Genomic DNA, 23,312 nt, shown 5'->3' on the forward strand with positions numbered 1-23,312 from the left:
CAGGTGCTGGCAGAGGGGTGTGCGCCGTTTTGTTAACGGCCTGTTGCGCCGGCATCCGGCTGATATCCAATCGCGGTTCGCGAATGGCATGCGGGGTCACGAGGTCAGAGTGACCTGCGCATGCGTGTTGAATCCGAACTCTACCCCCCGGCCCCCGGGCATTCGTGAAGGCGGGTGGCCCCAATGTTCGCGAGACGCTTCCGAAACGGCCACATTCGGCCAGGGGGTCGAGCCGTGCGTATCCGGGGGAATTCATAGGGTGATGGTCACGGGATTTCGTGGGGTTCGGTGTCCGTCCGGAGGTCGCGGCGGAATCCGAACCGATTTCACATTCAGCTCGGCTTCCATGTCGCCTTCACGTCGACTTCTGAATACTGGCCACGGCTCGCCCGGTCTGTCGCGACCAGGCGGACGGTGTTTCCGGGGAGTCCGCAAGAAGTAGTAGTGGGGCGACACGCTGAGAATTGGGGGCGAAATGACTACCTCCCCGCTGGTTCACAATGGAACGGGCCTCGGGCTGATCGGGGACCGCGAAACCGTACGTGAGGAGACGTCGGCGCTGCTTGCGGCCGACCTTCCCGAGTTGGCCTTCGACTCGACGCTTCCGCGCGCACTCGTGCACCGGAAATCGGTGGCTGAGGTGTTCGTCACAGATTCCCGCGAGGTATCGCCGGGCGTCTTCGACGTCGCCGGGCAGCTTCCGCGGGGCCACGTCATGGGGGAACGGCGCGAGCTGTACGACTTCCCGCTGGTCGTCGAGGCCTTCCGGCAGACGGGCGTCGTCGTGGCGCACCGCCACTACGACGTCCCCTTCGATCAGGCCTTCATCATGGGCCGCATGAGCGTGGGGATCACCGACCTCGACGCCTGCCGCATCGGCGACCTGCCCGCCAGGATCGTGATGCGCGCGCAGACCGAAGCCAACACCAACCGCCGCGGCCGCCTGCTGGGCTACGACTTCGCCAGCGAGGCGACGCTCGACGGCGTCGACGCCCTGCGGGCCACGGGGGCGCTGACGTTCCTGTCCCAGCGCTCATACGAGGTGCTGCGCAAGCGCGCGCGGGCCGAACTGGATGTGGAAGGGGCCGTGGTCCCCGATCTGACGGCGGCCGCCCCCGGGGCGGTGGGCCGGCTCGACCCGCGCAACGTCGTCGTCACCGACCCCGTCATCACCTCGGAGCGTACGAGCAGGAGCGCGGTCAAGGCAGACTTCAGCCACCCCCACCTGTTCGACCACCCGCTCGACCACATCCCCGGCAACCTCCTCATCGAGGCGGCGCGGCAGGCGGCGGTCGCCACGGTGTCGAGGCTGCACGGCGTCACGCCCGCCTCGCTGGTCCCGGTCGGCGTCTCCGCGGAGTTCACGGGGTTCGTCGAGACCGATCTGGTGTGCGGTCTGGAGGCCGACGCAGGAGAGCTGAAGCGCGACGCCCGGCTGGGCGTCCCCGTGGTGCCCGTGCGGGTGGAGGCCGTCCAGGCCGGCGTGGGCCGCAGCCGCTTCGACCTGGTGGTGGCCCAATGGGTGTGAGCCCGCCGGACGCGCCCGGGGACCGTCCCGGCATCGAAGCCGTGATCTGCGACTACGGCGGTGTCCTCACCAACCCGCTGGCCGAGACCTATACGGCCCTGGCCGACAAGGTGGGTATCCCGTTCGAGGACATCGCCGCGGCGTTCGCCGCCGCGACCGCCCGCTACGGGCACTCGCCCATGGCCGCGCTGGAGGTCGGCGAAATCACCGAGCGGGAGATGGTGGCGCGGGTGGCGGCGGAGCTGCCGCCCGGCGCCCCGCCCTTTCCGGACGACGTCCCGTTCGGCGACCTGTGGTTCGCAGGGCGCACGGGCAACCGCGAGTTCGTCTCGTTCCTGCGCACCCTCAAGGGGCGGGTCCGCTTGGCCCTGCTCACCAACAACGTCGTGGAATGGGAGCGGCACTGGCGCGCGACGATCCCCGTCGACGAGCTGTTCGAGGTGGTCGTCAACTCCGCACACGAGGGGGTCCGCAAACCCGCCCCGGAGATCTACCACCGCACGCTCCAGGCACTCGGGACACACCCGGGCCGGTGCCTGTTCGTGGACGACGTCGAAGCCAACCTCGCCGTCGCCCGCGAGCTCGGGATCGCGACAGTGCACTTCACATCGACCCCCCAGGCCGTAGCGGGCATCCGCGCGGCCCTGGCACCCGCTCCGGGAGATCAGCGATGACGACATCCGTACTCATCGTCGGCGCCGGGCCGACCGGCCTGGCGTCCGCCTGCACCCTGCTGCTCAACGGCGTGGACTGCCGCGTGGTCGACCGGCGCGCCGGGCCCTCCGACGAGCCCAAGGCCATCGTGCTGTGGAGCGGCGCGCTGGAGGCGCTCCGCCGCATCGGGGCCGCCGACGCGGTCCTCGCCGAGTCGCTACCCCTCGCTTCGGCGGGCTACTGGTCCAAGGGCCGCCGCATCGCCCGCATCGGCTTCGGGGCGCTCCGCGGCACGGCCTTCCCCCGCCCGCTGTGTGTACCCCAGCCGGTGACCGAGCGCGCGCTCTACGACCGCCTGCGGGAGCTGGGCGGCGAGGTCGAATGGGGGGTCGCGGCCGCGGAGTGCCGGACCACCGACCGCAGCGCCGTAGTGCGGGTCGAGACGCCGGCCCCCGACGAGATCACGGCAGAATGGGTGATCGCGGCCGACGGCGGCCGCAGCAGGATCCGCGAGTCGCTGGGCATCGCCTTCGAAGGGGACACCTACGACCGCGACTTCCTCCTGGGCGACGGCATCGTCTCCGGCGACCCGCCCGAGGACCAGGCGCAGTACCACCTGGGACCCGACGGGGTGCTGGTCGTCGTGCCGCTGCCCGGAGGCGGGCACCGCGTCTTCTTCGACACCGTGCCCGGACACGGCACGGCCGCGCCGGACACCGGCCTGCTGCAGCGGCTGCTGGACGAACGTGGCCACGGCCGCATGCGCCTGGAGCGGACGTGGTGGACGAGCCGATTCCGCGTCCACGCCCGGTTGGCCGAGCGGTTCCGCAGCGGCCGGGTGTTCCTGGCCGGCGACGCCGCGCACGTGCACAGCCCGGCCGGAGGGCAAGGCCTGAACACCGGGGTGCAGGACGGCTACGACATCGGCTGGAAGCTGGCCGCCGTGCTGCACGGTGCGCCCGAACGCCTGCTGGAGAGCTATGCCGCGGAGCGCCGCCCCGCTTCGGCCCGGGCGGTGCGCAACGCCGACCGCCAGACCCGCATCTGGCTGCTGCGCTCGCCGGCGGCGCGTGCGCTGCGTGACCGCGTGATGGGCGCGCTCTCGGCGGCCCGCGTCCTGGAACGCCGCTTCGTCCCGGAACTGGCCCAGCTCGACAACGACCACAGCGCCAGCCCGGCGGTCTCCGGCAGCGCTGCGGGCGCCGGGGGGCGCATGCGGCCGGGCCGCCGCGCGGCCGACGGGCGCCTGCTCATGCAAGCGGCGGTGCAGGAGGGCGCGGACGGCGCGACCGCGACCGGGGGAGCCGGAGCGGGCGGCCCCGGCGGGGGGAGGCCCGCCGGGCCCGAACAGAGCACCGTCGCAGAGCAGTCGGCCCGAGGCCGGCACCTCGTGGTGGTCTCCGGGACGCCCGCGGAGGTCGAGGCGACCGCCCGCTCGGCCCGCGCCGCACTTCCCGCCCAGGTCGGGGTCCTGCGGATGCTGCCCGACGGGTCGCCGGGCGGCACCTCCCCCTCGGAGTTGCCCGTCGCCGTCGACCTCGACGGGGTCTTCCCCAGCGGCCGCGGCGGTGCTGCGCTGACCTACATCCGCCCCGACGCCGTGGTGGGAGCCCTCGCGGCGAACCTGCAGACTTTGCTCGCCGATGCCGCTCTGCCCACCGACGACGCCCCCACTGCGGCCCACCGGGAGCGCGCCGCTCCCGCGGCCGACGCCGAAACCCGACCGCGGGCGGCACAGGAGGGGAAGGGGCCGGGCAGGCGGGCCCGGCCCCGCCGCGTGGCGCGGCGTCGTCGCGTCCTGTGACCTGCGCGTCCGATGCCCGCCTTGACCTTCGGCGTGCGTAGGTCCCCATAATGGAGGTGAAACCGACAGGGGAGCGCTTCGGCGCTGAGAGTGCGGTCCGCGACCGCAGACCCTCACACACCTGATCTGGGTAATGCCAGCGCAGGGAGTCGTGAACCCGTCCGCCGGTTCGGCGCGGCCGCGCGCCCCAGTGCGCGGGCGCCCGTCGTCCGGTCGGCACTCTCGGCCTGGTCTCCTCGCTTCCGCCTGCGAAGGGACGTCTTGTGCGTGATCAGAAGCCGCCGACCGGCGACACCGACCCGGGGCCGGCCGTCGGCGCCGCCGCCACGGCGAGGCCGCGCTACCGCACCGTCGACATCGTCGTCCCCGCTGTGCTGGGCGTGGCCGTCGGCGTGATCTTCTGGGCGTGGAGCCTGCTGTGGCAGGTCTCCGGTCCGCTGTTCGCATTCTTCCCGCCCGCCCAGGCGGTCATCTACGGCATGTGGCTGCTGCCCGGAGTCCTGGGGGCGCTCGTCGTCCGCAAGCCCGGCGCCGCGGTGCTGACCTCCACCGCGGCCGCGTTCGTGTCCATGGTGCTCGGCACGCCCTGGGGTGTCGAGGTCGCACTGGCCGGCTTCGTCCAGGGCCTGCTGCCCGAACTGGTCTTCGCCGCCGGCCGGTACCGCCGCTGGAGCATGGCGATCTCGATGCTCGCCGGCGCGGCCGCCGGAGTCGCGCCCGCCGTATGGGACAACGTCCGCTACTACTTCACCTGGCCGCTGTCCTTCCAGCTCACCTACGGCGTGCTCGTCGTGATCAGCGCCGCGGTCATCGGCGGTGCCGGCTCCCGCCTGCTCACATCGGCCCTGGCCAGGGCCGGCGCGCTCTCCGCGTTCCCCTCGGCGCGCGGATGAGTGCCGGCCGCGGCGGCGCCCGCGTCGCCCTAGCCGGCTGGGGGTGGCGCCACTCGGGCCGCAGCGGATGGTCCCTGCGCGGTGTCGACCTCGTCGTCGAGCCGGGCGAGCGGGTGCTGCTGCTCGGCGCCTCCGGTGCGGGAAAGAGTACGCTGCTGCACGCGATGGCCGGGCTGACCGGCGACTCCGGCGCCGTCTCAGGCGACGAGGAGGGGCGGCTGCTCGTCGACGGCGGCCCCGCCGGCGCCGCGCGCGGCTCGGTGGCGCTCGTCAGCCAGGATCCCGAGACGCAGTTGGTCATGGCCCGCTCCGGCGACGACGTCGCGTTCGGCCCGGAGAACCTCGGTGTGGAGCGCGCGGAGATCTGGGCGCGGGTTCGCTCCGCACTGGAGGAGGTCGGCTTCGGTTACGGCCTGGACCGGCCCACCGCGGCCCTGTCCGGCGGGGAGAAGCAGCGCCTCGTGCTGGCCGGGGCTCTGGCGATGCGGCCGCGCCTGCTGCTGCTGGACGAGCCCACCGCCAACCTCGACCGCGGCGGCGCCGAGCGGGTACGGCGCGTGCTCGGGCACCTGCTGCGCAGTGCCGAGGCGACCATGGTGCTCGTGGAGCACCGCGTGGCGGAGGCCGTCGGCGGGGCGTCCGCAGGCGAGGCCGGGGAGGCGGTGGCGGCCCTCGTCGACCGGGTCGTCGTGGTCGAGCCGGGCGGAGGGGTGATCGCCGACGGCGCCCCCTCCGCCGTCTTCGCCGACCAGGGGGCAGCGCTCGCCGCGCAGGGCGTGTGGGTTCCCGGACGCGAGCCGCGCCCCCGTGTCCGCCCAACCGCTCGGCCGGGCCCGGCGGTGATTGAGGCGGCGGACTGCACCGCGCGGGCCCCCGGCGGCGCCGGCCCTCTGGGCGCGCCGGGCGCCGAGGTGCTGCACGGCGTGGACGCCGCGGTGCATGCGGGCGTCGCGACCGCCCTCACCGGCCCGAACGGAGCGGGCAAGTCCACCCTGCTGGGCCTGCTGGCCGGGCTCGACGCGCCCCGGGGTGGAACGGTCGTGCCCCGCGGGCGCTTGGCCGAGACCAGCACCCGACCGCTGGCGTCGTGGCCGGCCCGGCGCCTCGCCCGCCATGTCGGGACGGTGTTCCAGCACGCCGAGGACCAGTTCGTGACCGGCCGCGTCCGCGACGAACTCGCCTTCGCCCCCCGCCGCGCCGGACTGGGGCCCCGCGCTACGCAGCGGCGCGTGGACGAGCTGCTGGGGCGCCTGCGGCTGACGGGCCTGGCCGAGGTGCACCCCTTCACCCTCTCCGGTGGGGAGAAGCGGCGGTTGTCGGTGGCGACGGCGCTGAGCTCCGGCGCATCCCACGCGCCTGACGTGCTGCTGCTGGACGAGCCGACGTTCGGGCAGGACACCCGCACCTGGGCGGACCTCGTAGAGCTGCTGGCCGAGCTGCGATCCGACGGTCGCGCGGTCGTGGCCGCCACCCACGACCCGGTGCTGCTGGACCGCTTCGCCGACGTCGAGGTCGGGTTGAAGGGCGGGTACGCCGTTGCGCCCGCCGCCCGGACGCGTGCCGGGGCCGCCCTCGCCGCCGGAGAGCGGAGCGCAGGCTCCGACGGGGCGGACGGGGGATCGGGCGGCGATCGGGGCAGCCGGCCGGGAGGGCCGGGCACCGCAGACGACCGCACCTCTGAGACGGGCGGCGGGCGCGGAGGAGCGCCGTGCCGAAGCCGGTCAGAGCGGAGCGGAAGGAGGCGCGGATGAGCACCGCCGGCGCACCCCGGGGCGCCGGCCCCGTGGGAGCGCCCGCTCGCCGGCGCCGCGCCGCGGAGGTCGACGCGCCGCCGCGCGGGCGCCAGCCCGGCGGCGGGCCGCACGACGGGTCCGCCGCCGACCGGCCGCCGGAGACCGAGGACGACCACGGCGCCCCCGACTCCCGCTCCGGCGGCCTCCCGCGGAGGGCCTGGCTCCCGCGGGCCGATCCCGCGGGCAAGCTGATGGCGGCCGTGCTCGTCACCGCGGGGCTGATCCCCGTCGTGGACCCGGTGACCTCCGGGATCGTGCTGGCCGCCGGCCTGGCCCTCCTGCCGTTCGCGGGGCTGGACCGGGCGCGGATGCTCGCGTTGGGTGGCCCCCTCGTGCTGATGGGCGCCTCGATCGGGTTCGTCAACCTGGTCTTCGGCGAGGAGGGGCCGGTCGCGGCGCTCGGCGCGGCGGTGCGGCTGCTGGCGATCGCCCTGCCGAGCCTGCTCGCGGCCGTCACCAGCGACCCCACCGACATGGCCGACTCGCTGGTCCAGCGCCTGCGGATGCCCGAGCGACCGGCGATCGCCGTCCTCGCCGCGCTGCGCCTGGTGCCGTTGCTGTTCGAGCAGTGGCGCACGTTGGGCCGGGCGCGCCGCGCCCGCGGCCTGGACGCCGGAGGCAACCCGGCACGGGCGGCCGCGATCTTCGCGGGAAAGGCCTTCGCCCTGCTCGTGCGCTCGATCCGGACCGGGATCCTGCTCGCCATGGCGATGGACGCGCGCGGGTTCGCCGGCGGCCCGCGCAGCCACGCCCGCCTGAGCGCCTGGCGCGCGCGGGACACCGCCCTCGTCGCCTCGGCGGCCGCCGTGCTCGGTGGCGCCCACGCGGTCTCGGCCGCCGTCGGCACCTGGGCGCCGCTGACCTTCTGACACCGGCGGGCGCCGCGCCGCAAGCGCGGGACCGCAGGCGCCGGCGGATGCGGAGGGCGGCTCGGGGCAGTGGTAGGTATTGAGGCGCGAGCGCCGGACGGTCGGGCGCGGACGCCGGGCGGAGCGGCCCGGGCGCCGGGCCGAGGCGGGTAGTCGACGGCAGAAGGGCCGGGGTGACGACGGTGGACGAGGCGGTTGGCGAGTTCGTCCGGGTGGAGCGCGACGGAGGCGATCCGGCGGTCGCCGTGATCCGGCTGGACCGGCCGAAGATGAACGCGATCGACGCCCGGGTGCTGCGGGAGTTGGGTGCGGCCGCGGCGCGCGTCAGCGCCGACGACGACGTGCGGGCGGTGGTCGTCTACGGCGGCGAGCGGGTCTTCGCCGCCGGTGCGGACGTCAAGGAGATGTCCGAGATGGGCTTCGCCGAGATGGCGGACCACTCGCGGGTGCTGCAGGACTCCCTGACCGCCGTTGCGCGCATCCCGAAGCCGGTGATCGCCGCGATCACCGGCTTCGCGCTCGGCGGCGGCTGCGAGCTGGCGCTGTGCGCCGACTTCCGCGTTGCCGCCGAGGACGCCCGGCTGGGCCAGCCCGAGATCCGGCTCGGCGTGATCCCCGGAGCGGGCGGTACGCAGCGCCTCCCGCGGCTGATCGGGCCTGCCCGCGCCAAGGACCTCATCTTCACCGGGCGCCACGTCGCCGCCGAGGAGGCCCTGTCCATCGGCATGGTCGACGCGGTGGTGCCGGCGGCCGACGTCTACGGCCACGCCGTCGCCATGGCCGCCAGCTACGCCGACGGCCCCGCGCTCGCGCTGCGCGCGGCCAAGCAGGCGGTCGACGGCGGGTCGGAGACCGATCTGGCCACCGGGCTGGAGATCGAGCGCATGCACTTCGCCGGCCTGTTCGCCACCGAGGACCAGAAGGCCGGGATGCGCAGCTTCATCGAGGAGGGGCCCGGCAAGGCGCGCTTCTCGGGCCGCTGACCCGAGCCGGTTCGCGCGCGACTGAGCACGTCGGCCGCCGCGCTGTCCGCCGGTCGGGCGGGGCGGGGCGGCGAGGCGCCGCGCGGGACCGAAGACACGGCAGGGCGCGCGACGCGGGCGACGCACGCCGCGCGCGAACGCGGAGGGAGACGGATAGCCCATGTGGGGACTGAAGACCGAACCGGCCCTGGAACGCGCCGACCTGACGGCGCCGGCGGTCGCCGCCCGGCTCGAAGCCTGGGCGCCGGCCGAGCGCGTGCTGGCGGCGCCGATCGACCCGGACCTGGCCGACACCAACGAGTGCGCAGCCGCCTACGGTATCCCGCTGGAGGCGTCGGCCAACTGCGTGGTGATCGCCGCCAAGCGGGCGGGCCAGGTGCGCATGGCAGCGTGCATGGTGCTGGCTACCACGCGCGCCGACGTCAACGGCGCGGCCCGGCGCCACCTGGGCGCGCGCAAGGCCTCATTCGCGCCGCAGGGCGAGGTGGTCGCCGCGACCGGTATGGAGTACGGCGGCATCACCCCCGTGGGGCTGCCGGAAGGTTGGCCGATTCTGGTCGACCAGGCCGTGCTGGAGGCCGGCCACGTGGTCGTGGGCAGTGGGCTGCGGTCCTCCAAGCTCGTGCTTCCCGGCGCCGACCTCGCCGAGCTCCCCGGCGCCGAGGCGATCTCGGGCCTGGGTGTGCGCACCGATTGACCGGGCCGCGCGGTCCCCTCGGGCCGTGGTGCCGCGCGCCGGCCACGCCGCCGCGGCGCGGACCCCGCGCTGCGGGCCGGAAGCGCCGTGCCGCGCCCCGTCGGGTGTCGCCGCGGGGCGGAACCACACCCCTGAAACGTGCGTCATACTCATGGGGTCGCTTGGAGGCGGGCCCGCACGTGGCCCGGTCGCCGCCGAGGCCTTTCCGCGACCTGGCGGCCCGGCTGGTCTACCTCGGGGAACCGCCCGCGGACCGGTCCGTTCCGCCGCGGCGCCGAAGGACGTGGTCGCTGCAGCGAGAGCGGTAGCGGACCGGCCGTCGGCCGCAGTTTGCGGCCTCTGGCCCTGCCATCTCCAGCGGATAGGCTAGAAGTCGTGGTGTGCCAGGTTGAGGGGATGAATTCGTAATGGCAATGTCGGCAGGTTTCCCCGAGGGCGAGGAGCTGCCGGAACGCGTCGGCCCTTACCGGATCCGCCGCCGGATCGGCCAGGGCGGCATGGGCGTCGTGTACCAAGCCATCGACCCCCGCGAGGACCGGCTCGTCGCGATCAAGGTGCTGCGCTCGGAGGTCGCCGGCGACCACATCGCCCGCGCCCGCCTCGCACGCGAGGTGGCCACCATGCGGCGGGTGCACAGCGCCAACGTCGCCGAGGTCATCGACGCCGACACCGACGCCGAGCTTCCCTGGGTCGTCACCGAGTACATCCCGGGCCCCACGCTCGACTCCACGGTCACCGACCACGGCCCGCTTCGCGGCAGGGCGCTGAGCCGCTTCGTGACGGGCCTGGCGCGCGCGATCGGCGACATCCACGCGGCCGACGTCATCCACCGCGACCTCAAGCCCGGCAATGTCATCATCTCCAACGGCGAGCCGATCGTCATCGACTTCGGCATCGCCCACGCGGTCGACGGCGCCAAGCTCACCCAGACCGGCACCTTCGTCGGTACACCCAGCTACCTCTCGCCGGAGGTCATCGAGGGCACCGACCTCGGCCCGGCCACCGACATCCACGCCTGGGGCGCCACGGTGGCATTCGCCTCGACCGGTACGGCGCCGTACGGCTCCGGCTCCTTCGAGGTCATCTTCTTCCGCATCCTCAACGGCGAGATCTCCCTCGACGGGATGCCCTCCCAACTGCAGCCGCTGGTGCAGGCCGCGGTCTCGCGCGACATGTCCGCGCGCCCCACGGCCGCCGGCATCGTCGCCCAGGCCGGCCGGCTCAACCTCGACCTCCCCCTGAGCGAGGACGTCGCCAGCTACATGAGCAGCGGGATGACCGGCAAGCACACGGTGCAGGCCTCCACCCACGAACCCTCCGCGGACCGCGGTGGCCGGCCCGACGGCGGCGACTGGGGCGCCGCAGCGGCCGCCGGTGCCGGAGCGGGCGCCGCCGCGGCGGGTGCGCCCGCCGCGGGCGGCTGGACCTCAGCGCCCGAGTCCGGTGCGGCCGGGAGCACGATGGGCGCGGGCGCCGACCAGACGCGCGTCGGCGGTGCGGACCAGACGCGTGTCGGCGGGGCCGACCAGACATACGCCGCCGGTGCGGGCGGTGCGGATCAGACGCGTGTCGGCGGCGACCCCGACGACGCCCGCTCGCCGCAGCAGACCGGCAGGCTCGGCACCTACGAGGCCGACGACTCCGCGGCGGCGGGCCCGAGCACCCAGTACTTCAACTCGACGCTGCGTCCCGAGGACTTCCGCGACATCCTCACGCCGGTGGACGAGCGCCCTGTTGCGCGCCGCTCCGACCGCGGCGAGACCGAGGAGCGCGGAGGGTACTTCGACCGGTTCCGCCGCTCGGGCGGCGACCGGCTCGGCGACTACATCGACACCTCCGACGAGGACGACAGCGAGAGCGGCTACGACCGCGGGCACGGCGACCGCCCGCTGCCGTGGCTGCTGCTCATCCCCGCGCTGGCGTTCCTGGCCGGCCTCTGCCTGACCGTGCCGGTGCTGGGCCTGATCGTGGGGCTGCTCACAGCGAGCGTCCTCGGCGCGCTGGACACGGTCAAGAGCGAGCACGCGCGGCGGCTGCAGACCCGCGGCCCGCGCAACTCCGACAATGCCGTCATCGTGCTGAGCATGCCCTGGGCACTGCTGCGCACGCTCGGCCGCAACCTGCTCTACGGGCTGGGCTACCTCCTCGCCGGAATCGTGGTCGGCATCGTCATCACGCTGCTGACCAGCGACGGCACCAACACGCCGAACTTCGTGGGCTCCTACGCGTTCGCCCTCGTCGTGGTGCTCAGCTTCCTGGGGCCCAACGGCCGCGGCGCCGTGCACCAGGCGCGCTCGGCCATCGACTCCGTCACCGTCCGCAGCCCCTACGTCTACTGGGGCGTGATCGTGGTATCGGTGCTGCTCGCGATGCTGGTGTGCTCCTACGGCATCGGCGCGGCGCCGTCGTGGTGGCTGATGGGCAACGGGCCCTCGGGCTGGGCGCTCTTCGGCGGCTGACCGCCGACGCCCGCCCGCGTGCGTCGAAGCGGCCGAGGCGACCGCTTCGGCGCACCCTGCCCGGCCTGCCCGGCGGGGGTGCGTTCGCACCCGGGGCTACTAGCCAGTAACATCGGGATGGTAGTGCGGAAACCGCAGGCGGGAGGCGTGACGGGAACGCCCCCGCCACCCGATGGCAACAGTGCATCTGGCACCGTAAGGGGCCACGGGCGCGCCAGCGCCCGCGCCGTCCGAGTGGGCGACGCATGGGAGTGCAGGGAGGTCGGCCACCGGCCATGAATATTGTCGTATTGGTCAAGCAGGTCCCGGACACGGCGACCGAGCGCAAACTCTCGTCCGACGACAACACGCTGGACCGCGCGGCGTCGGACGGCGTCATCAACGAACTCGACGAGTACGCCATCGAAGAGGCGCTGCTCCTCAAGGAGAAGCACGGCGGCGAGGTCACCGTCCTGACGATGGGACCCGACCAGGCCGCCGACTCCATCCGCAAGGCGCTGTCCATGGGCGCCGACAAGGCCGTCCACCTCGTGGACGACGCGCTGCACGGCTCCGACGCGCTGCAGACGGCCTACGCGCTGTCCAAGGCGCTGGGCACCGTCGAGTTCGACCTCGTGGTGCTCGGTTCGGAGTCCACCGACGCCCGCACCGGCGTGGTCGGCGCGGCTCTGGCCGAGTACCTGGGCCTGCCGCAGCTCACCCTCGCCGGCAAGGTCGACGTCGACGGCTCGGCCGTCCGCATCCAGCGCGCCACCGACTACGGCTACGACGTCGTCGAGGCGCAGCTGCCCGCGGTCGTCTCCGTGATCGAGAAGATCAACGAGCCGCGGTACCCCTCGTTCAAGCTGATCATGCAGGCGAAGAAGAAGCCGGTGGAGAAGCTCTCGACCGCCGACGCCGGCATCGACGCCGGGCAGGTCGGCGTGGCCGACGCCGGTACCGAGACCACCGACTTCGCGCCGGCTCCGCCCCGGGCGGCCGGCACCGTCGTCAAGGACGAGGGCGACGGCGGAGCCAAGGCCGCGGAGTTCCTCGCCGAGAAGAAGTTCGTATAGGTCCGGCGGAGACGAAGGAAGGATTGACAGATGGCTGAGGTCCTCGTCCTCGTCGACCACGTCGACGGAGAGGTCAAGAAGGTCACCACCGAGCTGCTGACCGCAGCCCGCCGCATCGGGGAGCCCGCGGCCGTGTGGGTCGGCGACGGCGCCGAGTCCGGCAAGGCGAAGCTGGCCGAGTTCGGCGCGGAGAAGGTCTACACGGCTTCGGCCGAGTTGAACGACTACGTCGTCGCGCCCAAGGCCGAGCTGCTGGCGATGCTGGCCGGCGAGAAGTCGGCCGCGGCCGTGCTCGTCTCGGCCACCCCCGAGAACAAGGAGGTCGCCGGTCGGACGGCCGTCAAGCTCGGTTCGGGCGTGCTGACCGACGTCGTCGACATCACCGGCGAACTGGTCGCCGAGCACAGCGTCTTCGGTGGCGCGACCATCACCCACGCCCGCGTGCGCTCGGGCGTGCCGGTCGTGGCGGTGCGCCCCAACTCGGTTCCGGCCGAGCCCGCCGCGGGCGCCGCCGAGCTGGAGGAGGCCGGGGTGGAGGTGTCCGAGGCGGCCACCGGCGCCAAGGTCGTCGAGCGCGTCGTGCAGGAGAAGGGGGCGCGCCCCGAACTGACCGAGGCGGCCATCGTCGTCTCCGGCGGGCGCGGCGTCGGTTCGGACGACTTCTCGGTCGTCGAGGCGCTGGCCGACTCGCTGGGTGCGGCTGTGGGCGCCTCCCGCGCGGCGGTCGACTCCGGCTGGTACCCCAACCAGTTCCAGGTGGGCCAGACCGGCAAGACGGTCAGCCCCAACCTCTACGTCGCCCTCGGGATCTCCGGCGCGATCCAGCACCGCGCCGGCATGCAGACCTCGAAGAACATCGTCGCGGTCAACAAGGACCCCGAGGCGCCGATCTTCGAGCTGGCGGACTTCGGTGTGGTCGGCGACCTGCACAGTGTGGCGCCGCAGCTCACCGAGGAGATCGAGAAGCGCAAGTAGGAGCCGGTCCGGCGGGACGGGAGCGCGCGGTCCGGGCACGGCCGGGGCCGCGCGCCCGCGCGCGGCCCGCCCCGGGGCGGGCCGCGGGACGGCGGGCGAGTGCACCGCCGTATCCTGGAAGCGCCATGGTGTACCTGGATCACGCCGCCACGACCGCCGTCCGGCCCGAAGCCGTCGCGGACATGAACGAGGAGTTCGGCCTCCTCGGGAACCCGTCCTCCCTGCACGGCGCCGGCCGCCGGGCCCGGCGCGCCGTCGAGGAGGCGCGCGAGAGCGTCGCCGACTCGCTCGGCTGCACCCCCAACGAGGTCGTCTTCACCGGCGGCGGCACCGAGGCCGACAACCTCGCCCTCAAAGGGCTGTTCTGGGCGCGCAACCGGGCCGACCCCGCCCGTCGGCGCATCCTCGTCGGCGCGGTCGAGCACCACGCCGTGCTCGACCCCGTGCACTGGCTGGCCGGGCAGCAGGGCGCGGTCTGCGAGGAGCTGCCCGTCGACTCCTTCGGCCGGGTCTCGCCCGAAGGGCTCCGCGCCGCCATCGCCCGCAACCCCGGCGACGTCGCCGTCGTCTCGGTCATGTGGGCCAACAACGAGGTCGGCACCGTGCAGCCGGTGCACGAGCTCGCGGCCGCCGCTCGCGAGCACGGCATCCCCTTCCACACCGACGCCGTGCAGGCGGTGGGGGCCGAACCCGTCGACTTCGCCGGCAGCGGCGTCTCGGCGCTGACCGTCACCGGGCACAAGCTCGGCGGCCCCACCGGCGCCGGAGCGCTGCTATTGGCCCGCGGCACAGATCCGGTGCCCGTGCTGCACGGCGGCGGCCAGGAGCGCGAGGTCCGCTCGGGCACGCTGATGACCCCGCTGCTGCGCGGGTTCGCCACCGCACTGCGCCTGGCCGTGGACGAGCGCGAAGAGCATGCGCGCGACCTCGCGCGGCTGCGCGACGACCTGGTCGCGGCCGTGCGCGAGCAGGTGCCCGACGCCCAGCTGAACGGTCACCCCGAGCTGCGTCTGCCCGGCAACGCCCACCTGTCCTTCCCCGGTTGCGAGGGCGACGCCCTGCTGATGCTGCTCGACGCCCGCGGCATCGAGTGCTCGACCGGCTCCGCCTGCTCCGCGGGCGTGGCCCAGGCCAGCCACGTGCTGCTGGCCATGGGCGCCGACCCCGAGACCGCACGCAGCTCTCTGCGGTTCTCGCTGGGGCGGGGCTCGACCCGTGCCGACGTCGACGCCCTGAGCGAGGCCATCGGGCCCGCCGTCGAGCGTGCCCGGGCCGCCCGGCGCAAGCGCCGCGCGGCCTGAAGCGCCGTCGCGCCACCGGGTGATCGCCGCACCCCAGGGGCCGCACCCCGTCGATCTTGTAGCCATCGTGAAGGAAAGCGATTTCCGTTTGCGATGGCTACAAGATCGACGGTGAGGTGGCGCCCGCGGGCGTCAGCCGCCCAGCTGGCGGCGGATCGGGCGCATCAGCTGGTCGATGGTCTGCCACTCCGGGTCGAGTCGGCTCTGCAGAGTCGGCTGGCCCTCGCTCCACATGCGCACCGCGGCCTCGAAGTCGTTCAGCACGCCGGAGTCGGGGTCGAGGTAGAAGTAGAACTGGCGCTGCCCGCTCGAGGTCTGCTGCGCCAGCAGCGCGCCGTTGTCGCCCAGCAGAGTGCGCAGGCCCTCGGCGAACTCCGCCAGCGCGGTCGCGGAGGGCTCGGCCGGCAGCCGGTCGCTGTCGCTGTTGGTGTAGGCAAGCGCGACGTGTACGTAGAGGGTCAGCGCCGGGAAGTCGCGGCGGTGCAGCGGGTGGCGCACCGCGATCTCGATGATGCCGCGCAGCGGCACCCGCCCCTGCAGGGTCACCCAGCCGCCGCTGCCCATGGTGTTCGCCAGCTGCTCGACCACCGACGGCATGGACGCCGGCGGCAGCGGGTCCAGCGGCTTCTCCACCAGCGGCTCGACCTTGGAGATCCAGCGCACGTAGTCGTCCTCGCCCAGTGCGAGTATCACCACGCGCTCGCTGACACCGCCGCGCAGGTCGTCGGCCAGGAACATGAAGTCGGGATGGTAGACGCCGATCTCCATCCTGCTGCTCTGCTGGTCCACGCGCATGGCGACGGTGCAGTGGGCCAGGTCCAGCTCGTGGCCCTCCCAGCCGAGGGTCTTGCCCAGCCGGTCGTGGTCGCGCGGGAACGCGGGGAAGAACCGCCAGCCCGGCTCCTGCGGCGCCGCCCGCGCCCAGCGCTCGGTGAGCACCCGCGCCTGGTCGTCGGATCCGGCGCTGAGCGTCAGGGCGAAGTCCCCGGCGTTTTCCAGCGAGGCCAGCGGGTCGTCGAGGGCCGCAAGGCGCTCCAGCAGCCGCCCGGGGTCGCTGTCCTCGTCGATGTCGAGGTCGCCCGTGTCGCCCGGCCCGCCGCCGGACGCCTGCGGCGCCGCGCCGACCCGCCACGTCACGTCGGGATGGATGCGCCGGACCGCCTCGTTCAGCCGGGCGGCGACGTCCTCGGGCAGCCGGGTGCCGCTCTCGGCCAGGGCCGCCAGGTGAGCCCGGAACTCGGGCCACTGGCGCCAGAACGCATCGACGGCGACGGCGGAGTCGGACTGCGTTGAACGGCGGCGACGGAACAGAGCCATGGTCATGATTTTTGCAGAGCCGGGAGACCGCCGTGCCACACCGCGGGCACGGCGCTCGGTCCAAGGGGTGCAGGCGGAGTATGCGAAACCCGGTCGAGAGGGGGCCGCGCGTGCGCATAGTCTGGAAGGCGCTATGACTTTGCGTGTACTGGCCGCCATGTCCGGCGGCGTCGACTCCGCCGTCGCCGCGGCCAGGGCCGCCGAGGCCGGCCACGACGTCACCGGCGTGCACCTGGCCCTCTCCAAGAACCCGCAGTCCTACCGCACCGGCGCCCGCGGCTGCTGCACGGCCGAGGACTCCCGCGACGCGCAGCGGGCCGCCGACGTCATCGGCATCCCGTTCTACGTCTGGGACATGGCCGAGGAGTTCGACCGCGACGTCGTGCAGGACTTCGTCTCCGAGTACGCGGTGGGGCGCACACCCAACCCGTGCCTGCGCTGCAACGAGAAGATCAAGTTCGAGGCTGTGCTGGACCGCGCGGTCGCTCTCGGCTTCGACGCCGTGTGCACCGGCCACCACGTGCGCAAGGCCGGCGGCCGGCTGCGGCGCAGCGTCGACGCCGACAAGGACCAGTCCTACGTCCTGGGCGTACTCGACCGCGGCCAGGTGGCGCACGCCATGTTCCCGCTGGGCGACTGCACCAAGGACGAGGTCCGCGCCGAGGCCGAGCACCGCGGGCTGGCGGTGGCCGACAAGCCCGACAGCCACGACATCTGCTTCATCGCCGACGGCGACACCGCCGGATTCCTGAACACACGGCTGGGCGGCGAGCCCGGTCCGATCAAGGACGAGTCCGGCGAGGTCCTGGGAACCCACCAGGGCGCACACACCTACACGGTCGGCCAGCGCAAAGGGCTGAACCTGGGCGGCGCGGCCGAGCGCCGCTACGTGCTCTCCATCGAGCCGGTGGAGAACACCGTCACCGTCGGGCCGCGCGAGGCGCTGCGTGTCGACGAGATCACCGCCGAGCGCCCGGTGTGGAGCGGCGGCGACCCCTTCGCCGAGCCCACGGCCTGCACGGTGCAGCTGCGCGCCCACGGCGAGGTGTACTCCTGCACCGCGGTGCAGCGCGACGGCGAGCTGCTCATCCGCCTCGACGAGCCCGCCGCGGGCGTGGCCGCCGGGCAGGCGGCGGTCCTCTACGACGGCGACACCGTGCTGGGTTCGGGCACCATCGCCGCGACCGCCCGCAGCGGCGATCCCGTCGCCTCCGGCTAGGCCGCGCCGGTCCGGGCGCCCGCGGACCCGGCCCGCGGCGGGTGGCCGCGGTCGCCCACGGCTGTTGTGGCGGTCGCATCCGTGCCGCCTCCTTGTCCCGCGAGGTTAGGTTAGGCATAACATAGTTCGTGCGCCGGTCCGCTCCGGCGCGGCGTGTGCGGAGGGGGTGCGATGGACTACGGGTTCCTGGACGGCCGGCCCTTCTGGATCGTCTACGCGGCTCTCTTCGCCATCGCCTTCGCACGCACGCAGGCCATCTACTGGATCGGCCGCGGCGTGGGAGCGGGACTGCACCGCTCCCGGCCGGCCGAGCGCATCGGCGACCGCCTCGCCCGGGCGGAGCGCCTGATCAACCGCTTCGGTCCGCCCGTCGTCACCGTGTCCTACGCCACCGTGGGTGTCCAGTCCGCGATCCACCTCTCCGCCGGCGCCATGCGCATGTCCTACTGGCGCTATCTCGCCGCCATGCTGCCGGGCTGCGCCGGCTGGGCGGCCATCTACAGCCTCGGCGGCCTCGCGGTCCTCGCCGTGTGGTGGGACCTGTTCCTGCGCTCGCCCGCCCTGGCCGCGGCGGTCGTCGCCCTCGCCGCGGCCGCCGCCACCGCTGTGGTTCTGCTGCGCCGCCGGCGGGGGCGCGCCGACCACCCCGTCGAGGCCGCCGCGGAGTCCGACTCCGCGGCCGAGTCCGAGCGCGCCGAGGGCTGCCGCACCTCCTGACGCCGCCGCCCGCGCCGCCACACGCGCGCCGCTCCCGGTGAGCCTCCGCCGCCCGCCCGCCCGCTCGCTGACGGCGCGGCTTCTCGTGACTTCCGCACTGCGCGGCGCGCGGCCGAATACGATATATCCACCATACGATATTGACCTATTATCGTATGGTGGATATACAATATTTGGCGTAAGCGAACGACCGGCCGCACTCGCCTCCATCGGGGGAGGGGCGCGGGCCGAGTCCCGGCGAACAGGGTGTGTTCCGTTGATCAACGCGCTATCCCGGCTGGTCACCCGCCATCCGTGGGCGGTCCTCGCGGGTGCCCTGCTCCTCGTCGCGGTCGCCGCGGTCGTCGGGAGCGGCGCCGCTGACCGGCTGCGCGCGGGCCAGGGCACGGTGGATCCCGACTCCGAATCGGCGCGGGCCGACGAGCTGCTGGAGGAGCACTTCCCCGACAGCCGCCCCAACCTCATACTGCTGGTCCACAGCGACACCGGTGTGGACGATCGCGAGGCCGCCGCGGTGGGGCTGCGCACGGCCGATCGGCTGGCCTACGAGGACGCCGTCGGCGGCGTGGTCTCCTACTGGCGGACCGGTGCCGACGAGCTGAAGTCCCGCGACGGCGAGTACGCGCTCATCGCCGCCCACATCGAGGGCGACGAGGAGACCGCCGGAGCCATCGGCCGCCGGCTCGCCGCCGAGTACACCGGAAACCGAGGCGAGGGAGTCGAGATCAGGGCCGGCGGTAGCACCGCCGTGCTCGACGAGGTCGAGCGGACCATCGCCGAAGACCTGGTCACCTCCGAGATGATCGCCCTGCCGGTGACGCTGGCCGTCCTGGTCCTCGTGTTCTCCAGCGCAATTGCCGCGCTGCTGCCGCTCGCTGTGGGCGTCGTCGCGATCATCGGCACCAACGCCGTGCTGTGGGCGATCGCGGGCTTCACCGACGTCTCGGTCTTCGCGCAGAACCTCACCACCGCCCTCGGGCTCGGGTTGGCCGTGGACTACGCCCTGCTCATGGTGCGCCGGTACCGCGACGAGATCGACCGCGGGGCCGGGACCGCCGAGGCCGTGGTCCGCACGCTGCACACGGCCGGGCGCACCGTGGTCTTCTCCGCACTGACGATCGCGGTCGCCCTGGCCTCGCTGCTCGTCTTCCCGCTGTACTTCCTGCGCTCCTTCGCCTACTCCGGGGTCGCGGTGGTGCTGCTGGCCGCGGCGGCCGCGCTCGTCCTGCTGCCCGCGCTGCTGGCGGTGCTCGGACACCGGGTCGACGCGCTGAACGTGCGCCGCCTCCTGCCGTCCCGGGCCCGCCGGAGCGGAGCGGCGCGCCCCGAGGGCTTCGGCGATGCGTTCTGGCGGCGGCTGACCCGCACGGTCACCGGGCGGGCCCCGCTGTTCGCCGTCGGCTCGGTGGCACTGCTCGTCCTGGTCGGGCTGCCGTTCCTGCGGGTGGAGTTCGGCATGGCCGACGACCGCCAGCTGCCCCCCGGGGCCGAGGCCCGCCAGGTCCAGCAGGTCCTGCGAGAGGGATTCGACGGCAACACGGCGGCCGCGATCGACGTCGTCGCCGACGGCGTGCGCACCGGTCCCGACCGCGCCGAGCTGGAGGACTACGCCGCCGCGCTCTCCGAGCTCGACAATGTCGACGAGGTGCGCACACCCGTGGGCGTCCTCGCCGACGGGCGGCTCACACGGCAGCGCACCCCCGTCGACGCGGTGCGCGAGTCGGGCGGTCTCGCCCGCCTGCAGGTGGTGCCCACCGAAGGAGTGGAGGCGGTTTCGCCGGAGAGCCAGCGGCTCGTGCGCGACGTCCGGGCGGTGGACAGCCCGTTCCCCACGTGGGCCACCGGGCAGGCCGCGACCGTCGTCGACACTCAGGCCGCCATCGGCGACCGGCTGGGCTACGCGCTCGCGCTGATCGCCGTGAGCACGCTCGTGCTGGTGTTCCTGCTCACCGGGAGCCTGATCGCGCCCCTCCAGGCGGTCCTGCTCAACTCCCTCAGCCTCACGGCCATGTTCGGCGCGGTCGTGTGGATCTTCCAGGACGGGCGGCTCAGCGGACTGCTCGGATTCACCCCGACCGGGTTCATCGACACCTCCGTTCCCGTCCTCATGTTCTGCGTCGCCTTCGGGCTGTCCATGGACTACGGGGTGTTCCTGCTGTCGCGGATGAAAGAGGAGTTCGACCGCACCGGCGACCACCGCGCGGCGATCGATCTGGGGGTGCGCCGGACCGGGGGCATCGTCACCGCCGCGGCCGTCATCCTCGCCGTGGTGATGTTCGCGATCGGGTTCTCCCGCATCACCAACACCATGGTGCTCGGGTTCGGCGTCGGGCTCGCCGTGCTCGTCGACGCGACCGTCGTCCGCTGCCTGCTGGTACCCGCTGTGATGGCGATGACCGGGCGCGCCACCTGGTGGGCTCCCGCCCGGCTGCGCCGGTTGCACGAGAGGTTCGGTCTGCGCGAGCACGGCGGGCCGGAGCCGGAGGGCGCCGGGACCGACGGCGGCGGCACCGACCGCGACCCGCTCCGCGGGCCGGCCGAGCCCGTGGCCTCCTCCGCGGGGCCGCCATGAGCGCCGCGCACGCCTCCCGGGCCGCGGACCCCGGCCCCCGGAACCCACGACGAAAGAGGAGCCCCATGCGCATGCGCCCGGGCATCGCGGCGGCCGCCGTCGCCATCCTGGCCCTGGTCTGCGTCGCCGCCGCAGCAGCGTTCCCGGACGAGCAGCCCGCAGAGGCGGCTCCGGCCCGGCCCGGGCCCGAGCGGGCCGCGCAGCTGACCGCCGAGCGGATGCGCCGCGGCGGCATCGCCGACGTCCCCGTGGAGTTCGCGGTCGAGAACACCAACCGGTCTGAGGCGGCCTGCAACACCGACGGCGCCGGCTACCGCATCCGCGGCCACATCACGGCGCCCGCGCAGGCCCTCGCGGGCGGAACCGCCACCCTCTACCTGCACGGCCTCTCGTCGGGGGAGTGGTACTGGCGCATGAACGCACCCGGATACCACCACGCCGAGGAGATGGCGCGGCGCGGCCACGTCTCGGTCACCGTCGACCGGCTCGGCTACGGCGACAGCGGCAAACCCCCGGGACTGCAGACGTGCTTGGGCGGCCAGGCCGACATCGCCCACCAGATCACCGAGCAGCTCAAGGACGGCGACTACACCGCGACCGGGCCCGCCGCCGGCGCCGAGCCCGCGGGCTCCGGCGAGGACGCCCTGACACCCGAGTTCGACCGGGTGGTGCTGGCGGGCCACGGCAACGGCGCCGAGATCGCCCAGATAGCGGCGTACTCGTTCGGCGGTGCCGACGCGCTGGTCGTCCTGGGCTGGAGCGGCCGGGGCCTGACCGACCGCCACAACGCCCGCTTCTTCGGCGCGCTCGCGGCCTGCATGCAGGGCGGAGTGCCCGCGGGCGGCGACTCCGGCCCCGGCGGCTACGCGTTCTTCGACACCGGTCCCGATGAGTTCGCCGACGCCAACCTCCACGACGCCGAGCCCGCGGTGGTCGAGGCCGCCGTGCGCCTGCAGAGCCGTCACCCGTGCGGCGACCTGGCCAACCGGTTGGAGTCCGTGGCCAACGGGACCCGCAACTACAGCGAGATCGAGGTCCCCGTGTTCTTCGCCTACGGCGCGCAGGACGAGCAGGTGCAGGGAGGCGGTTCGCACCGCGCCCTGTTCGGCGGCACCGACGACACCGAACTGCTCATGCTCGACGGCAGCGGCCACTACATGGGCCTGGAGCGCGGCGCCGACCGCCTCCACCGTCGCATGGCCGCCTGGCTGGACCGGGAGTCCCTGGTATGAGCGCCCGAGCCCGCAGTGCCCGCACAGAGAGGAGACGGCCGGTGAGCCGACCGACGGCGGTCCTCGCAGCCGCTGCCGCTGCCCTACTCCTGGCCGCCGCCGCGGCGGCCGACGCGCAGGTCGGCCCCGCCCCCGCCCCCGAGCCCGCACCGGCGGCACAGGCCGCGCCGCAGCCGGAGCAGGGCGCGGGCGGCGCCGTCCATCGTGCGGCCGCCCTTCCGAGCGAGCCCGCGGAAAGCGTCGCGCCGGAGGACGTCGTCGACGTGCCGGTGGAGTTCACGGTGCGCAACCGCAACCGCACGCGCAGCCGGTGCTCGGCCGACGGCGAGAGCTACACCGTCCGAGGGCACCTCACCGCGCCCGCCCGCGTCCTAGAACAGCGGGATCCGGCGGTGACGCTGTACCTGCACGGCACCAACACCGGCGAGTGGATCTGGCGTCTGGACGTCGACGGCCGCAACTACGTCGAGGAGATGGCCGCCCGCGGACACGCGTCGGTCACCGTCGACCGCCTCGGCTACGGCGACAGCGACCACCCCCACGGGCTCGACACGTGCAGCGGCGCCCACGCCGACATCGCCGACCAGATCGTCTCGCGCCTGCGCTCGGGCGACTACGAAACCGGCGGGGCCGAGCCGGCGGAGTTCTCCGCGGTGTTCCTCGGCGGCCACTCCAGCGGAGGACTCGTCGCCGAAGCGGTCGCGGCGTCCTTCCACAGCGTCGACGGCCTCCTCATGTCCGGCTGGGCCGCCGTCGGCATCACCGGCGAGACCAACCGCCGCTTCCTCGCCGCCTACGAGACCTGCCTGGACGGCGGCGAACCCTACGCGCGGTCCGGCGACCCCGCCGGCTACGTCCACTTCGACTCCACGGAGGAGGACTTCCTCGCCGGCGGCCTGGGCGAGGACGCCCCGGCGGCCGTGGTGCAGGAGGTGCGCAGGCACTACACCCGCAGCCCCTGCGGCGTGCTCATCTCCGAACCCGCCGGCATCCTCGCCGACCTGGAGCTCGTCGGCGACATCGAGGTTCCGGTCCGCCTCGTCTACGGCGAGCGCGACGCGCTGCGCCAGGGCGTCGAAGGCTACGCCGACCTGTTCACCGCCAGCTCGGACGTGACGGAGCAGACCCTGCCCGAAGCCGGACACTTCGTCACGGTCGACGCCAACGCACCCCGGTTCTACGACGGCGCAGCCCGATGGCTGCGGCGCCACGGATGACAGCCCGCACCACCTCTGGAAGGCAGC

Annotated in this window: 18 protein-coding genes and 1 riboswitch; of the genes, 17 read left to right on the forward strand and 1 reads right to left on the reverse strand. The window is 73.9% G+C overall.

The genetic code is table 11. The annotated features are described in order from the left end of the window. Window positions 1-475: 475 nt before the first annotated feature. The 12 genes from RM446_RS09675 (at window position 476) to RM446_RS09730 (ending at window position 15,011) form a co-directional block, all read left to right on the forward strand. Window positions 476-1,528 (forward strand): ScbA/BarX family gamma-butyrolactone biosynthesis protein, encoded by a 1,053-nt coding sequence (locus RM446_RS09675; RefSeq protein ID WP_311544864.1) that lies wholly within the window; start codon window positions 476-478, stop codon window positions 1,526-1,528. Beyond that, window positions 1,519-2,202, forward strand: a complete 684-nt coding sequence (locus RM446_RS09680; protein ID WP_311544865.1) for an HAD family hydrolase — start codon at window positions 1,519-1,521, stop codon at window positions 2,200-2,202. The genes RM446_RS09675 and RM446_RS09680 overlap by 10 nt, the downstream gene beginning before the upstream one ends. Further along, a complete protein-coding gene (locus RM446_RS09685) occupies window positions 2,199-3,986 on the forward strand; it encodes an FAD-dependent monooxygenase (protein ID WP_311544866.1) in 1,788 nt (595 codons plus the stop codon). The genes RM446_RS09680 and RM446_RS09685 overlap by 4 nt, the downstream gene beginning before the upstream one ends. Before the next feature lie 57 nt (window positions 3,987-4,043). Further along, a riboswitch (TPP riboswitch) is annotated at window positions 4,044-4,151 on the forward strand. Between the two features lie 98 nt (window positions 4,152-4,249). Continuing rightward, window positions 4,250-4,879 carry an ECF transporter S component gene (locus tag RM446_RS09690; protein ID WP_311544867.1) on the forward strand — a complete coding sequence of 210 codons (630 nt, stop codon included), beginning with the start codon at window positions 4,250-4,252 and terminating at the stop codon, window positions 4,877-4,879. Further along, window positions 4,876-6,630 (forward strand): ABC transporter ATP-binding protein, encoded by a 1,755-nt coding sequence (locus tag RM446_RS09695; protein ID WP_311544868.1) that lies wholly within the window; start codon window positions 4,876-4,878, stop codon window positions 6,628-6,630. The genes RM446_RS09690 and RM446_RS09695 overlap by 4 nt, the downstream gene beginning before the upstream one ends. Further along, window positions 6,627-7,541 carry an energy-coupling factor transporter transmembrane component T family protein gene (locus tag RM446_RS09700; RefSeq protein WP_311544869.1) on the forward strand — a complete coding sequence of 305 codons (915 nt, stop codon included), beginning with the start codon at window positions 6,627-6,629 and terminating at the stop codon, window positions 7,539-7,541. The genes RM446_RS09695 and RM446_RS09700 overlap by 4 nt, the downstream gene beginning before the upstream one ends. Before the next feature lie 182 nt (window positions 7,542-7,723). Beyond that, window positions 7,724-8,524, forward strand: coding sequence for an enoyl-CoA hydratase/isomerase family protein (locus RM446_RS09705; protein WP_311544870.1), 801 nt, complete (start codon window positions 7,724-7,726; stop codon window positions 8,522-8,524). Window positions 8,525-8,684: 160 nt separating this feature from the next. Beyond that, the gene (locus RM446_RS09710; protein WP_311544871.1) at window positions 8,685-9,221 is read left to right on the forward strand and encodes a YbaK/EbsC family protein; all 537 of its coding nucleotides are present in this window, start codon (window positions 8,685-8,687) and stop codon (window positions 9,219-9,221) included. A gap of 407 nt (window positions 9,222-9,628) precedes the next feature. After that, the gene (locus tag RM446_RS09715) at window positions 9,629-11,680 is read left to right on the forward strand and encodes a serine/threonine protein kinase (RefSeq protein ID WP_311544872.1); all 2,052 of its coding nucleotides are present in this window, start codon (window positions 9,629-9,631) and stop codon (window positions 11,678-11,680) included. A 275-nt stretch (window positions 11,681-11,955) separates the two neighbouring features. After that, window positions 11,956-12,735, forward strand: a complete 780-nt coding sequence (locus RM446_RS09720) for an electron transfer flavoprotein subunit beta/FixA family protein (RefSeq protein ID WP_311544873.1) — start codon at window positions 11,956-11,958, stop codon at window positions 12,733-12,735. Between the two features lie 30 nt (window positions 12,736-12,765). Beyond that, a complete protein-coding gene (locus tag RM446_RS09725; protein WP_311544874.1) occupies window positions 12,766-13,710 on the forward strand; it encodes an electron transfer flavoprotein subunit alpha/FixB family protein in 945 nt (314 codons plus the stop codon). A gap of 125 nt (window positions 13,711-13,835) precedes the next feature. Further along, window positions 13,836-15,011, forward strand: coding sequence for a cysteine desulfurase family protein (locus tag RM446_RS09730; RefSeq protein ID WP_311544875.1), 1,176 nt, complete (start codon window positions 13,836-13,838; stop codon window positions 15,009-15,011). A 132-nt stretch (window positions 15,012-15,143) separates the two neighbouring features. Here the strand turns inward: RM446_RS09730 and RM446_RS09735 are convergent, their stop codons facing one another. Next, window positions 15,144-16,328, reverse strand: a complete 1,185-nt coding sequence (locus RM446_RS09735) for a DUF695 domain-containing protein (RefSeq protein WP_311544876.1) — start codon at window positions 16,326-16,328, stop codon at window positions 15,144-15,146. A 133-nt stretch (window positions 16,329-16,461) separates the two neighbouring features. Here RM446_RS09735 and mnmA point away from each other — a divergent pair, with 133 nt between their 5' ends. The 5 genes from mnmA to RM446_RS09760 all read left to right on the forward strand — a co-directional run bounded on the left by mnmA (window position 16,462) and on the right by RM446_RS09760 (window position 23,285). Next, the gene (mnmA, locus tag RM446_RS09740; RefSeq protein WP_311544877.1) at window positions 16,462-17,547 is read left to right on the forward strand and encodes a tRNA 2-thiouridine(34) synthase MnmA; all 1,086 of its coding nucleotides are present in this window, start codon (window positions 16,462-16,464) and stop codon (window positions 17,545-17,547) included. 171 nt (window positions 17,548-17,718) lie between these two features. Then, the gene (locus RM446_RS09745; protein ID WP_311544878.1) at window positions 17,719-18,264 is read left to right on the forward strand and encodes a DedA family protein; all 546 of its coding nucleotides are present in this window, start codon (window positions 17,719-17,721) and stop codon (window positions 18,262-18,264) included. A 256-nt stretch (window positions 18,265-18,520) separates the two neighbouring features. Beyond that, window positions 18,521-20,836: an MMPL family transporter gene (locus tag RM446_RS09750; protein WP_311544879.1), complete on the forward strand. Its 2,316-nt coding sequence runs from the start codon at window positions 18,521-18,523 to the stop codon at window positions 20,834-20,836. A 65-nt stretch (window positions 20,837-20,901) separates the two neighbouring features. Continuing rightward, window positions 20,902-22,068 (forward strand): alpha/beta hydrolase, encoded by a 1,167-nt coding sequence (locus RM446_RS09755; protein ID WP_311544880.1) that lies wholly within the window; start codon window positions 20,902-20,904, stop codon window positions 22,066-22,068. A 41-nt stretch (window positions 22,069-22,109) separates the two neighbouring features. After that, on the forward strand, window positions 22,110-23,285 hold the full coding sequence (locus tag RM446_RS09760) for an alpha/beta hydrolase (RefSeq protein WP_311544881.1): 1,176 nt from the start codon (window positions 22,110-22,112) through the stop codon (window positions 23,283-23,285). Window positions 23,286-23,312: the final 27 nt, after the last annotated feature.

Source organism: Streptomonospora wellingtoniae, assembly GCF_031845375.1.
In the GTDB taxonomy this organism is placed as follows: Bacteria; Actinomycetota; Actinomycetes; order Streptosporangiales; family Streptosporangiaceae; genus Streptomonospora; species Streptomonospora wellingtoniae.

What these genes read in the sequence shown, in the direction of transcription:
- RM446_RS09675 (WP_311544864.1), top strand. Translation starts at nt 476, where the DNA reads ATGACTACCTCCCCGCTGGTTCACAATGGAACGGGCCTCGGGCTGATC.
- RM446_RS09680 (WP_311544865.1), top strand. Translation starts at nt 1,519, where the DNA reads ATGGGTGTGAGCCCGCCGGACGCGCCCGGGGACCGTCCCGGCATCGAA.
- RM446_RS09685 (WP_311544866.1), top strand. Translation starts at nt 2,199, where the DNA reads ATGACGACATCCGTACTCATCGTCGGCGCCGGGCCGACCGGCCTGGCG.
- RM446_RS09695 (WP_311544868.1), top strand. Translation starts at nt 4,876, where the DNA reads ATGAGTGCCGGCCGCGGCGGCGCCCGCGTCGCCCTAGCCGGCTGGGGG.
- RM446_RS09700 (WP_311544869.1), top strand. Translation starts at nt 6,627, where the DNA reads ATGAGCACCGCCGGCGCACCCCGGGGCGCCGGCCCCGTGGGAGCGCCC.
- RM446_RS09710 (WP_311544871.1), top strand. Translation starts at nt 8,685, where the DNA reads ATGTGGGGACTGAAGACCGAACCGGCCCTGGAACGCGCCGACCTGACG.
- RM446_RS09715 (WP_311544872.1), top strand. Translation starts at nt 9,629, where the DNA reads ATGGCAATGTCGGCAGGTTTCCCCGAGGGCGAGGAGCTGCCGGAACGC.
- RM446_RS09720 (WP_311544873.1), top strand. Translation starts at nt 11,956, where the DNA reads ATGAATATTGTCGTATTGGTCAAGCAGGTCCCGGACACGGCGACCGAG.
- RM446_RS09725 (WP_311544874.1), top strand. Translation starts at nt 12,766, where the DNA reads ATGGCTGAGGTCCTCGTCCTCGTCGACCACGTCGACGGAGAGGTCAAG.
- RM446_RS09730 (WP_311544875.1), top strand. Translation starts at nt 13,836, where the DNA reads ATGGTGTACCTGGATCACGCCGCCACGACCGCCGTCCGGCCCGAAGCC.
- RM446_RS09735 (WP_311544876.1), bottom strand. Translation starts at nt 16,328, where the DNA reads ATGGCTCTGTTCCGTCGCCGCCGTTCAACGCAGTCCGACTCCGCCGTC.
- mnmA (WP_311544877.1), top strand. Translation starts at nt 16,462, where the DNA reads ATGACTTTGCGTGTACTGGCCGCCATGTCCGGCGGCGTCGACTCCGCC.
- RM446_RS09745 (WP_311544878.1), top strand. Translation starts at nt 17,719, where the DNA reads ATGGACTACGGGTTCCTGGACGGCCGGCCCTTCTGGATCGTCTACGCG.
- RM446_RS09755 (WP_311544880.1), top strand. Translation starts at nt 20,902, where the DNA reads ATGCGCATGCGCCCGGGCATCGCGGCGGCCGCCGTCGCCATCCTGGCC.